This window comes from Pseudomonas sp. B5(2017), assembly GCF_002112825.1.
GTDB lineage: Bacteria > Pseudomonadota > Gammaproteobacteria > Pseudomonadales > Pseudomonadaceae > Aquipseudomonas > Aquipseudomonas putida_Z.
In genome coordinates, this window is the sequence record NZ_NEIR01000002.1 from 141,184 (window position 1) to 153,642 (window position 12,459).

Sequence of the window (12,459 nt, forward strand, 5' to 3'; positions counted from 1 at the left end):
GATCAGGTATTGGCCTCCAGCCAGCCTTGCAGCAACAAGGCGGCGGCGATGGCATCGACCGGGTTGTCGCGGTAGCTGCCGCGCTGGCCGCCACGGGCCATGCGCTCGCCCTTGGCCTCGAAGGTGGTCAGGCGTTCGTCGTGGGTGTGCACGGGCAGGTTGAAGCGGCCGTTCAGGCGGCGGGCGAACTTTTCTGCGCGGGCGCTCATTTCGCTGGGGGTGCCGTCCATGTTCAGCGGCAGGCCGACGACGATGGCGTCAGGCTTCCATTCGGCAATCAGCTTTTCCACCTGGGCCCAGTCCGGCACGCCGTTCTGTGCCTTCAGGGTGCAAAGCTCGCGGGCCTGGCCGGTGACCACCTGGCCGACGGCTACGCCGATCTGTTTGCTGCCGTAGTCGAAGCCCAGCAGCAGACGCAGTTCAGGGTGCAGTTCGGCCATCAGGCGTGGCCCGCCTGGCTGGTCAGCAGGTTCAGGTTGATCCCCAGGCTGGCGGCGGCGGCTTCCAGGCGCAGGTCGCTGGTCAGGCCGAAGATGATTTCCGGGTCGAACGGGCAGTTGAGCCAGGCGTTGTCGGCAAGCTCCGCTTCCAGTTGGCCCGCTTCCCAGCCGGCATAGCCCAGGGTGATCAGGCTCTGTTTCGGACCTACCCCGGCGGCGATGGCAAGCAATATATCCTGCGAGGTGGTCAGCGACAGCCCTTCCAGCGCCACGGTGGCCTGGAAACTGCATTCGCTGCTGTGCAGCACGAAGCCACGGTCGGTCTGTACCGGGCCACCTTGGTAGATCGGCACCTGCAAGGTGCTGGCCGGTGGCATTTCGTCCGGGCGCAGCTGCTCGAGGATGTCGGCCAGGTTCAGCTCCTGCGGCCGGTTGACCACCAGGCCCATGGCGCCATGGGCGTTGTGCTCGACGATGTACGTGAGGGTCTGGGCGAAGTTCGGATCGGCCATGTGCGGCATGGCGATCAGGAACTGATGCTTGAGGTAGCTCGGCGTGAGGGTTTTCATGGGGGATAGTGTGGCGCCAGGTGGCGAGGCTGACAAGGTGCGTAACGAGGCTTGCGCGTTCCCTGTGGGAGCGGGTTTACCCGCGAATGCGCCAGATCAGGCAATGATGTCGTTTAGTCGGACGCTTTCGCGGGTAAACCCGCTCCCACAGGGACCGCGTAATGCCGCAGGTCAGTTACTGGACAAACGGTCCCCACGGGCAAAGCGCCAGGTGCGGATGATCTCCAGCCGGTCAAACTCGGCCAGGTCCCCGGTAAACGGCGCAAACGGCGCCGCCAACCGCACGATGCGCTGCGCCGCCTGGTCCAGCACCGGTTGCCCGGACGACTCCAGCACCAGCACCTCGTACAGCGAGCCATCGCGGTTGATCGACACCATCATGCGCAGGTTGCCGTAGATCTGTTGCCGGCGCGCTTCGTCGGGGTAGTTCAGGTTGCCCACCCGCTCGACCTTCTTGCGCCACTCTTCCTTGTACCAGGCACCTTTGTCGCGCATGGTCGAGGCGGCATTGAGCCGGTGGATGCGCGGGCGCTTGGCGTACATCTGCTGTTCGTTGGACAGCTCCGCCTCCAGGCTGGCGATCTGGCTGGACAACTGCGAGCTGTCGAAGTCCGGTGCCGGGGCTGCCGGCTTGGGCTGCGGCTTGCTTTCCCTGGGCTTGGGCTCGACCTTCTGTGGCTTGGGCGCCGTGGTCACTACCGCCGACTTCTGCGGGGCAGGGGGCGGTACCACCTCGGGCTTGGCGGCGGGTGGCGGGGTGATCTTGTTGATCTTGCTGTCCTGGAACGGGGCCAGTTCGGTGGTCTTGGGCACCGCTTTCTTGTCCAGGGTGCCGCTGCCCTGCTGGTTGTCCTGGGCCTGGAAATCGGCCTTCTCCGGCGGTTTCTCGCTCTTGAAGGTGGCCAGGGTGATGTCCATGGTGTGGCGGATTTCGGCAGGCTTGACCACGCTGAAGCCGACGCCGAGGATCAGCGCCAGGTGCACCAAGGCAGCCAGGAACAGGGTAAAGCCGAGCCGGTCCACCGGGCGAACACGGGGGGGCAGCAGGTCGGCGGGGATGTCAGCGGGCAGCGTCATCAGGTTTCCAGCAACCGCAGGGCGGGGTAGCAGGCCAGGCCAAAAGGACCCGCATCATACCCCACTCTGGGTTGTTGCCGTGCGTCGGCGGTCAGCGCGCCTTCAGCTGGCGATCAATGGCATCCATCAATTTTCCGCCGATATCGGTGTTGTAGGCGGCATCGATCTCGCGGATGCAGGTGGGGCTGGTGACGTTGATTTCGGTGAGGTAGTCGCCGATCACGTCCAGGCCCACGAACATCAGGCCCTTCTCGCGCAGGGTCGGGCCGACCTGGGCGGCGATCCAGCGGTCGCGGTCGGTCAGCGGGCGTGCTTCGCCACGGCCACCGGCGGCCAGGTTGCCACGGGTTTCGCCGCTGGCCGGGATACGCGCCAGGCAGTAGTCCACCGGCTCGCCGTCGATCATCAGGATGCGCTTGTCGCCGTCCTTGATCGCCGGCAGGTAGGCCTGGGCCATGATTTGCTGGGTGCCCAGCGCGGTCAGGGTTTCCAGGATCACCGACAGGTTGGGGTCGCCAGCGCGGTGACGGAAGATCGATGTGCCGCCCATGCCATCCAGCGGCTTGAGGATCACGTCGGCATGCTTGGCTGCGAACTCGCGAATGATGTCCGGGCGGCGGCTGACCAGGGTCGGCGTGGTGCACTGCGGGAACAGCGTGGCGAACATCTTCTCGTTGCAGTCGCGCAGGCTCTGCGGGCGGTTGACCACCAGTACGCCATCATTCTCGGCCTGCTCCAGCAGGTAGGTGCTGTAGACAAACTCCATGTCGAAAGGTGGGTCCTTGCGCATCAGGATCACATCCAGCTCGGCGAGGGGGCAGTCCTGTTCGTCGCCCAGTTCGAACCAACGTGCCGGGTTGGCAAACACCTTCAGCGGGCGCATGCGGGCGCGTGCCTTGCTTTCGCCTTGGTACAGGTCTTGCTGTTCCATGTAGAACAGGCTCCAGCCGCGTGCCTGGGCGGCCAGCAGCATGGCCAGCGAGCTGTCCTTCTTGTAGGAGATGGACGCGATGGGGTCCATGACAATGCCGAGGCGAACGCTCATGGGGTGGTTCCTCTTGGCGGCGCGTGGCCGCGATGGATCGAAAGAAAAGTGGCTCAGGGTGGCGCCGTGAACGCCGCCGGTCAAGGGGCGCCGCAGATGGAACGGCCACCCGGAGTGTGCTAAAAATGCCAGTCATAGCGCTATACAACAGGCCTTTGCGGCTGCTGCGCAGCCCTATCGCGACGCAAGGCCGCTCCTGCAGGAGATTGCGGTCCCTTGTAGGAGCGGCCTTGCGTCGCGACAGGGGCGCGAAGCGGCCCCAGGAATTCGGCATAAGCAGCGACGGTAGCCCAAGTGATGGAACAACCCCTGAAGGTGATGGTGATCGACGATTCGCGCACGATCCGCCGCACCGCGCAGATGTTGCTCGGTGAAGCGGGCTGCGAGGTGATCACCGCCAGCGATGGCTTCGATGCCCTGGCCAAGATCGTCGACCACCAGCCCAGCATCATCTTCGTCGATGTGTTGATGCCGCGCCTGGACGGCTACCAGACCTGCGCGGTGATCAAGCACAACAGTGCCTTCAAGGACACCCCGGTCATTCTGCTGTCGTCACGTGACGGCCTGTTCGACAAGGCCCGCGGCCGGGTGGTCGGCTCCGACCAGTTCCTGACCAAACCGTTCAGCAAGGAAGAACTGCTCGACGCGATCCGCGCCCACGTGCCCGGTTTTGCCGCAGCCCAACAACACGCACCCTGACCGCGCCCCGCCATGGCACGGTCTTTCTTTCCTGATGGGGAACCAGCATGGCCCGAGTTCTGATTGTCGACGACTCGCCGACAGAGATGTACCGATTGACCGAATGGCTGGAAAAGCACGGCTACCAGGTGCTCAAGGCCAACAACGGTGCCGATGGCGTGGCCCTGGCCCGGCAGGACAAGCCCGACGCGGTGCTGATGGACATCGTCATGCCCGGCATGAACGGCTTCCAGGCCACCCGCCAGCTCAGCAAGGACCCGGAAACCAGCGCCATCCCGGTGATCGTGGTCACCACCAAGGACCAGGAAACCGACCGTATCTGGGCCACGCGCCAGGGCGCTCGTGACTTCCTGACCAAACCGGTGGAAGAGGACGCGCTGATCGCCAAGCTCAAAGAAGTGCTGGGGGCTTGACCACCCGCCCGCAGGGCGCGTCGCTGACCGCCTTCGAGTTGTTGCTGGACATCGACCGGCGCTGCCGCCTGCTGGTCGCCGACCAGCCGCCGCAGGACAACCGACTGCAACAGTGGAGCGGCATCGGCTTTCGTATTGCCGGGCAATGGTTCGTCGCGCCCATGGGCGAGGTGGCCGAGGTGCTGCGCGAGCCGCGCAGCAGCCGCGTCCCCGGCGTGCAGCCGTGGGTGTGCGGGGTAGCCAACCTGCGCGGCCGGCTGTTGCCGGTGATGGACCTGAGCAGCTTCTTCGGCCTGGGCCACGCCGCCCCGGGCAAGCAGCGGCGGGTGCTGGTGCTGGACCACGAGGACCTGTTCGTCGGCCTGCTGGTGGACGAGGTGCTGGGCCTGCAGCACTTTGCCCTGGACAGCCTGCAACTGTCGCCACCACAGCCCCTGATCCGCGCCGCTGCGCGTTTCGTGCAGGGGCACTTCCCGCGTGAACGCAACTGGGCGATCTTCAGCCCCTTCGCCCTGGCCCAGGCGCCGGGCTTTCTCGATGTGGCGTTATAGGACCTGCGAACGTGAACAAGCCTGCCACCCCCGTCACCACCGTGACCCCACGTACCCGCAGCATCGCGCAGATCACCGTGCTGTTCCTGATCCTGATCCTGTCGATCATCCTGCTGTTCGCCAACTTTGCCTACCTGAACACCCAGTCCAACTACGACAAGCAGTACATCGGCCACGCCGGCGAACTGCGGGTGCTGTCGCAGCGCATCGCCAAGAACGCCACCGAAGCCGCCACCGGCAAGGCCCTGGCCTTCAAGCTGCTGTCGGACGCGCGCAACGATTTCGAACGGCGTTGGGGCTACCTGCGTGAAGGTGACAAGTCCACCGGCCTGCCACCCGCGCCGCCCATGGTGCGTGACGAGATGGAAGCGGTACGCCGCGACTGGGAAAACCTGCGCAAGAACACCGATACCATCCTGGCAAGCGAGCAGACCGTGCTGTCGCTGCACCAGGTGGCGGCGACCCTGGCCGAGACCGTGCCGCAGTTGCAGGTGGAATACGAGAAAGTGGTCGAGATCCTGCTGCAGAGCGGCGCCCCGGCCAGCCAGGTGGCCGTGGCCCAGCGCCAGTTGCTGCTGGCCGAACGCATCCTCGGCTCGGTCAACACTGTGCTGGCCGGTGACGACACCGCGGCCCAGGCGGCGGATGCCTTTGGCCGTGATGCCGGGCGCTTCGGCCAGGTGCTGGAGGGCATGCTCAGTGGCAGCGCGGCGATCCAGGTGACCCGTGTCGAGGACGCTGACGCCCGTGCGCGCCTGGCTGAAATTGCCGAGCTGTTCCAGTTCGTTGCCGGCTCGGTGGATGAAATCCTCGAAACCTCACCAGAACTGTTCCGCGTACGCGAGGCTGCCGGCAACATCTTCAGCCTGTCGCAAACCCTGCTCGACGAGGCCTCGCACCTGGCCAACGGTTTCGAGAACCTGGCCGGCGGGCGCACCCTCGACACTGTCGGCGGCTATGTCCTGGGCCTGCTGGCGCTGGCTTCGATCATCCTCATCGGCCTGGTCATGGTGCGCACCACCAACCGCCAGCTGCGCGAGACAGCGGAAAAGAACGAACGCAACCAGCAGGCGATCATGCGCCTGCTCGACGAAATCGAAGAGCTGGCTGACGGCGACCTGACCGTGACCGTATCGGTGACCGAAGACTTCACCGGCGCCATTGCCGATTCGATCAACTATTCCGTGGACCAATTGCGCGACCTGGTCGCCACCATCAACCACAGCGCCGTGCAGGTCGCTGCCGCCGTGCAGGACACACAGAACACCGCACGCCAGCTGGCCAAGGCCTCTGAACACCAGGCCGAGCAGATCAGCGAGGCATCCGAGGCGGTCGGCGACATGGTCGAGTCGATCGACCGGGTTTCGGCACATGCCTACGAGTCGGCCAAGGTTGCCGAGCGCTCGGTGGCGATCGCCAACAAGGGCAACGAGGTGGTGCACAACACCATCAACGGCATGGACAACATTCGCGAGCAGATCCAGGACACCGCCAAACGGATCAAGCGCCTCGGTGAGTCTTCCCAGGAAATCGGCGATATCGTCAGCCTGATCGACGACATTGCCGACCAGACCAACATCCTCGCCCTCAACGCGGCGATTCAGGCTTCGCTGGCCGGCGAGGCCGGCCGTGGGTTCGCCGTGGTCGCCGACGAAGTGCAGCGCCTGGCCGAGCGCTCGTCGTCGGCCACCCGGCAGATCGAAGCGCTGGTGCGGACCATCCAGGCCGACACCAACGAGGCGGTCATCTCCATGGAGCAGACCACCGCCGAAGTGGTGCGCGGTGCCCGCCTGGCCCAGGATGCCGGGGTGGCGCTGGCCGAGATCGAAGGCGTATCGCAGAACCTCGCCGACCTTATCCACAGCATCTCCGATGCCGCCCAGCTGCAGACTTCGTCTGCCGGGCAGATCTCCCACACCATGGCAGTCATCCAGCAGATTACCGCGCAGACCTCCGCCGGCTCCGGTGCCACCGCCGACAGCATCCGCCACCTGGCACGCATGGCCAGCGAGATGCGCCGTTCGGTGTCCGGGTTCACCCTGCCGCCACCAGCAGAGCCCAAGTGAATAGCCCTACTGATGAGCTCTACTGAAAAGCCGCGCCGAGGAGTGCCCATGGCTGTAGCAGCTGTAAGCCCCGAGCGCCACGACACAGTGGCGCTGGCCTGGACCAAGGCCGCCATCCTCGACTGCCTGGGCCAGGCGCGCCAGGCGCTGGAGCGCTTTGCCGGCGAGCCTGGCGACCTGTCGATGCTGGCATTCGTGGTCGACAACCTGCACCAGGTGCACGGCTGCCTGCGCATGCTCGAACTGCGCGGCGCCACGCGCCTGGCTGAAGAACTGGAGCTGTTCGCCAGGGCCCTGGCCGATGGCCAGGTCAGCCCCCGCGGTGATTGCCTGGGCGCGTTGTTCCGCGGCCTGGAGCAATTGCCGTCGTATCTGGAGCGCCTGCGCGGCGCCCGCCACGACCTGCCACTGGTGATGCTGCCGCTGCTCAACCAGCTGCGTGCCTGCCGTGGCGAGGAGCCGTTGGCCCAGGCCAGCCTGATCAGCGGCGCCACCCAACGCTTTGCCGGTGCCGACGACCTGGCCAACCTCGACCTGTCGCTGGGCAACTGGCGCGAGCAGTTGCAGGCCGGGCCGGGCCGCGATGCCCTGCGCTCGGTGGTCACCGCGCTGTGCGACGACCTGATGCGCATCAAGGAGCGCCTGGACCAGTTCGTGCGTGGCGACCGCCAGCACAGCGAGCAGCTCGATGCCCTGCTGGCACCGCTGCGCCACGTGGCCGACACCCTGGCGGTGCTGGGCTTCCAGCAGCCACGCCGGGTGATCATCGACCAAGTGCTGGCGTTGCAGGCCCTGGCCCAGGGCGAGCGGGCCGTGGACGACGCGGTGTTGATGGATGTAGCGGGGGCCCTGCTATACGTGGAGGCCACACTCAATGGCATGGTCGGCCCGCTGGAGGAAAATGGCCAGGGCGGCCTGCCGGGCTCGGACCTGGCCGAAATCCGCCAGCTGGTGTTGAACGAGTCGCTGAACGTGCTGCAGCAGGCCAAGGACCTGATCGGCGATTGCCTGGAGTCCGGCTGGCCGCGGCAACGCCTGCAACCCTTGCCTGGGCTGTTGCAGCAGATTCGCGGTGCGCTGGCGATGTTGATGCTGCCGGCCGTGGCCGAGCTGTTTGCCGGTTGCGCCAGCTATGTGCAGCGTTGGCTGCAGCACCTGGAAGTGGAGCCACCTGCCGACGATCTGACGCACCTGGCCGAGGCTCTGAGCGCTGCCGAATGCTACCTGCAATGGCGGGTGGCGGACCCATTGGCGGACGGCCAACCCTTCATCGACATGGCGCGCGCCAGCCTGGCGACGCTGGGTGTGCACTGCGCGCTGGTCGAGGCCACCGCGGGCCACGATGGCAGCGCTGATGGCATCGATGACGAGTTGCGTGAAGTGTTTCTCGACGAGGCCGGTGAACTGCTGCCCGAAATCGAGCGCCACTGGCTGCGCTGGCGTGCCGACAACCAGCAGCGCGAGGCACTGGGAGAAGTGCGCCGCGCCTTGCATACGCTCAAGGGCAGCGGCCGCATGGTGCATGCCGAGGCGGTGGCCGAGCTGGCCTGGGGCGCCGAGCACCTGCTGAACCGGGTACTCGAGGGCCGCAGCGTGCTCAGCCCGGAAGGCGTGGTGGCCCTGCAGCAGGCATTCGTCTACCTGCCCGACCTGCTGGCCGACTTTGCCGCCGGCCAGCTGCCACAACTGACGGAAATCGAGCAGCTGGCCGGGCACCTGCATGCCCTGGCCGAAAACGATGCCCCGGTGGCGGCCGACATCGACGGCCTCGACCCGCAATTGCTCGACATCTTCCGCAGCGAGGCGCAGGGCCACCTGGCCAGCCTGGATGCTTTCCTGCAGGGCGCCGACGGCCACGATACGCAGGTCAGCGATGGCCTGCAGCGCGCCCTGCATACGCTCAAGGGCAGTGCCGCCATGGCCGGGGTGATGCCGGTCGCCGAACTGGCCACCGCCTTCGACCGCCTGGCTCGTGAATACAAGGGCCACCAACTGCCCCTGCAAATGGCCGAGATCGAATGGCTGGAAGCTGCTCGCTCGCTGTTCCACCTGGGCCTGGCGCAACTCGACAGCACGCCGCTGGCGGCCATCCCCGGTGCCGCGGAGCTGATCGAGCAGGTCGGCCAGGCGGTGGACGCGCACCTGGCCAGCTTGCATGACGACCCGCAGCATGCGCGGCGCAGCAAGCGCGACCCGCAGTTGATCGCCAGTTTCCTGGCCCAGGCCATGGATATCCTGCTGGATGCCGAGTCGTTGCTGTCGCGCTGGCAGGAACAGCCCGGCCAGCGCGATGCGCTGGACACCCTGCTCGACGAACTGACCACCCTGGGCCACGCCGCGCATCTGGCCGACCTGTGGCAGATGGATGACGTGTGCGAGGCCTTGCTCGACCTGTACGGCGCCGTGGAGGAGGGCAGCCTGCCCGCCGATGCGCGCTTCTTCGCCCACGTGCAGCGGGCCCATGAAGCCCTGCTGGACATGCTCGACGAAGTGGCGGCCGGGCAGGACATCCCGCCAAGGCCGGAGCTGGTCGACAGCCTGCGCAACCTGCTGGGCCAGGCTCTGGCACCGGAGGCCACTGGCCTGGTGGGCATCGACACGGTCACGCCACTGCACCCGGACATGGACCTGGCCGATACCCTTGGCCTGGGGCCGGCGCACAACCCTTTGCTGCCGGCTGTGGCCGAGCCGCTGATCGAAGAGCCGGAAAGCCCAGGCGAAGAGCTGCTGGAAGTCTTCCTCGAAGAAAGCTCGGACATCGTCGAGAGTGCCGCCGCAGCCCTGGCGCGCTGGCAGGCCGACCCGCGCAACAGTGTCGAGGTGGACAACCTGATGCGCGACCTGCACACCCTCAAGGGTGTGGCGCGCATGGTCGAAATTGCGCCGATCGGCGACCTGGCCCACGAGCTGGAGTTTCTCTACGAGCTGCTGGCCGCTGGCCGTATGCCGCCGAGCGCGCCACTGTTCGCCTTGCTGCAGAACTGCCATGACCGCCTGGCGCACATGCTGGATGCCGTGCGCCTGGGGCAGCCGTTGCATGCCGCCACCGCGCTGATCGACTACATCCGCAACTTCAGCTTCTCGGCCCTGGCCGACAGCGCCGCCGGCCAGGGGCCGGTCGAGGCCGCGACCAGTGAGGCGCCGGCGGCGGCGCCGGAGCGGGCGCCGGGCGACATGGTGAAGGTCGATGCCGAGCTGCTCGACGACCTGGGCAACCTGGCCGGTGAGCACTCGATCATCCGTGGGCGCATCGAGCAGCAGGTCAACGATGCGCAGTTCACCCTCAACGAGATGGAAACCACCCTCGAACGCATGCGCGACCAGTTGCTGCGCCTGGATATCGAGACCCAAGGGCGGATGTCCAGCCGGCAGCAGTTCGAAGGCGATGCCTATGACGACTTCGACCCGCTGGAAATGGACCGCCACTCGCAACTGCAGCAGCTGTCGCGGGCCCTGTTCGAGTCTGCCTCGGACTTGCTCGACCTCAAGGAAACCCTGGCACAGCGCGCCCAGGAAGCCTACAGCCTGCTGCAGCAGCAGGCGCGGGTGAACAGTCAGTTGCAGGAAGGCCTGACCGCGACCCTGATGGTGCCCTTCGAGCGCCTGGTGCCGCGCTTGCAGCGCGTGGTACGGCAGGTGGCCAGCGAACTGGGCAAGCAGGTGGAGCTGGTGGTGGGCAATGCCGAGGGCGAACTGGACCGCAGCGTGCTCGAACGTATGGTGGCGCCGCTGGAGCACATGCTGCGCAACGCCGTCGACCATGGCCTGGAAAGCCGCGAAATGCGCCTGGCCGCCGGCAAGCCGGAGCAGGGCACCATTCACCTGAATCTGCTGCACGAAGGCGCGGACATCGTCATCGAAATGACCGACGACGGTGCCGGCGTGCCACTGGAAGCGGTGCGCCGCAAGGCCATCAAGCGCGGTCTGCTGGACCCGCAGGCGCAATTGAGCGATCACGAGATCTTCCAGTTCATCCTGCGCCCGGGCTTTTCCACTGCCGAGAAGATCACCCAGATTTCCGGGCGTGGCCTGGGCATGGATGTGGTACACGAAGAGGTCAAGCAACTGGGTGGCTCGATGAGTATCGAGTCGGCCCAGGGCAAGGGCGCGCGCTTCCTGATCCGCCTGCCGTTCACCGTGTCGGTCAACCGTGCGCTGATGGTGCACCTGGGCGAAGAGCAGTACGCCATTCCGCTGAACACCATCGAGGGCATCGTTCGCGTGCCGCCGGCCGAACTGGCGGCGTGCTACCAGCTGGACGCCCCGCGTTATGTGTACGCCGGCCACGAATACGAGCTGCGCTACCTGGGTGAGCTGCTGCAGGGCATGCCACGCCCGGCATTGCTCGGGCAGAGCGTGCCGCTGCCGGTGCTGCTGGTGCATTCCCAGGAGCAGTCGTTCGCCATCCAGGCCGACAGCCTGTCGCCCAGCCGCGAGATCGTGGTGAAGAGCCTGGGGCCGCAGTTTGCCGCGGTTGCCGGGTTGTCGGGGGCGACGCTGCTGGGCGATGGCCGGGTGGTACTGATTCTCGACCTGCTGGGCCAGTTGCGTGGCCAGCAGCGGCGCCTGGCGCGCCTGCCGGGCGGCGGTGCGGCCCGGCGCCAGGTGTTCGGCCCGGCGCCACGGCGGGCGTTGCTGGTAATGGTGGTGGACGATTCGGTGACCGTGCGCAAGGTCACCAGCCGCCTGCTGGAGCGCCACGGCATGAGTGTGCTGACGGCCAAGGACGGGGTCGATGCCATGGCACTGCTGGAAGAACACCGCCCCGATGTGTTGCTGCTGGACATCGAGATGCCGCGCATGGACGGCTTCGAGGTGGCCACACGCATCCGCCGTGACGAGCGGCTGAAAGACTTGCCGATCATCATGATCACCTCGCGCACCGGGCAGAAGCACCGCGACCGTGCCATGGCCATCGGCGTCAACGAATACCTGGGCAAGCCGTACCAGGAGTCGGTCCTGTTGCAGAGCATTGCCCACTGGAGCCAGCCCCATGCTTGAACTGATCGCCGGCCAGCGCAGCAGCCTGACCGGGCTTTTGCTGCCGTTGGGCGACCGTACCCTGGTGTTGCCCAACGTGGCGGTGGCCGAACTGAGTGGCCAGCGCAACCTGGTGTGCCAACGCGGCGAGCCGGCCTGGCACCTGGGCTGGATCGACTGGCGCCAGCAGCGCCTGCCGCTGATCGGCTTCGAAGCCGCGTGCGGTGGTGAGACACCCTGCGGCGAGCGGGCCCGCGTGGTGGTGCTCAATGCTCTGGGTGATACCGGCCTTCGTTACCTGGCGTTGTTGCTGCAGGACATACCGCGCTCGTGCAAGCTCGACAGCCAGCTGAACTACGTGGACGTGGCGCTGGGCCGCCTGGAGCTGGCGGCGGTGCAGGTGGGTGAGCAGGTGGCACGGGTGCCGGACCTGGTCGGGCTGGAACGGCTGGTGCGTGACGCGGAACTGCAACCTGAGCTTGGGTAGGATGCAAGGCACAGGGCCTCTTCGCGGGTAAACCCGCTCCCACAGGTAGGGCGCCACCCGCAGGTATCGTGGGATCCCTGTGGGAGCGGGTTTACCCGCGAAGAGGCCGGAACAGAAGGAAACAGGAACCCA

At 66.4% G+C, this 12,459-nt stretch carries 10 protein-coding genes; 6 read left to right on the forward strand and 4 right to left on the reverse strand.

Annotated features, from left to right (window positions below; all coding sequences use genetic code 11):
- Positions 1–2: 2 nt before the first annotated feature.
- The 4 genes from ruvX to gshB all read right to left on the reverse strand — a co-directional run bounded on the left by ruvX (position 3) and on the right by gshB (position 3,131).
- Positions 3–440, reverse strand: a complete 438-nt coding sequence (ruvX, locus tag CAG00_RS03395; protein ID WP_013974530.1) for a Holliday junction resolvase RuvX — start codon at positions 438–440, stop codon at positions 3–5.
- On the reverse strand, positions 440–1,009 hold the full coding sequence (locus tag CAG00_RS03400; RefSeq protein WP_015272081.1) for a YqgE/AlgH family protein: 570 nt from the start codon (positions 1,007–1,009) through the stop codon (positions 440–442). The genes ruvX and CAG00_RS03400 overlap by 1 nt, the downstream gene beginning before the upstream one ends.
- A 171-nt stretch (positions 1,010–1,180) precedes the next feature.
- The gene (locus CAG00_RS03405) at positions 1,181–2,086 is read right to left on the reverse strand and encodes an energy transducer TonB (RefSeq protein WP_075046591.1); all 906 of its coding nucleotides are present in this window, start codon (positions 2,084–2,086) and stop codon (positions 1,181–1,183) included.
- A gap of 91 nt (positions 2,087–2,177) precedes the next feature.
- Positions 2,178–3,131, reverse strand: a complete 954-nt coding sequence (gene gshB, locus CAG00_RS03410; protein ID WP_085663498.1) for a glutathione synthase — start codon at positions 3,129–3,131, stop codon at positions 2,178–2,180.
- Positions 3,132–3,428: 297 nt separating this feature from the next.
- Between gshB and CAG00_RS03415 the strand changes: the two genes are divergently transcribed.
- Genes CAG00_RS03415 through CAG00_RS03440 form a run of 6 tightly spaced genes read left to right on the forward strand, consistent with a single transcriptional unit; the run spans position 3,429 to position 12,327 of the window.
- Positions 3,429–3,830: a PleD family two-component system response regulator gene (locus tag CAG00_RS03415; protein ID WP_003257770.1), complete on the forward strand. Its 402-nt coding sequence runs from the start codon at positions 3,429–3,431 to the stop codon at positions 3,828–3,830.
- Positions 3,831–3,877: 47 nt separating this feature from the next.
- The gene (pilH, locus tag CAG00_RS03420) at positions 3,878–4,243 is read left to right on the forward strand and encodes a twitching motility response regulator PilH (RefSeq protein WP_025340906.1); all 366 of its coding nucleotides are present in this window, start codon (positions 3,878–3,880) and stop codon (positions 4,241–4,243) included.
- A complete protein-coding gene (locus CAG00_RS03425; protein ID WP_025340905.1) occupies positions 4,240–4,794 on the forward strand; it encodes a chemotaxis protein CheW in 555 nt (184 codons plus the stop codon). The genes pilH and CAG00_RS03425 overlap by 4 nt, the downstream gene beginning before the upstream one ends.
- Before the next feature lie 11 nt (positions 4,795–4,805).
- Entirely contained in the window at positions 4,806–6,860 is a 2,055-nt protein-coding gene (locus CAG00_RS03430) for a methyl-accepting chemotaxis protein (RefSeq protein WP_025340904.1), read from the forward strand.
- Between the two features lie 48 nt (positions 6,861–6,908).
- Positions 6,909–11,861, forward strand: a complete 4,953-nt coding sequence (locus tag CAG00_RS03435) for an Hpt domain-containing protein (RefSeq protein ID WP_085663499.1) — start codon at positions 6,909–6,911, stop codon at positions 11,859–11,861.
- Positions 11,854–12,327: a chemotaxis protein CheW gene (locus tag CAG00_RS03440; protein ID WP_039612487.1), complete on the forward strand. Its 474-nt coding sequence runs from the start codon at positions 11,854–11,856 to the stop codon at positions 12,325–12,327. The genes CAG00_RS03435 and CAG00_RS03440 overlap by 8 nt, the downstream gene beginning before the upstream one ends.
- Positions 12,328–12,459 lie beyond the last annotated feature (132 nt).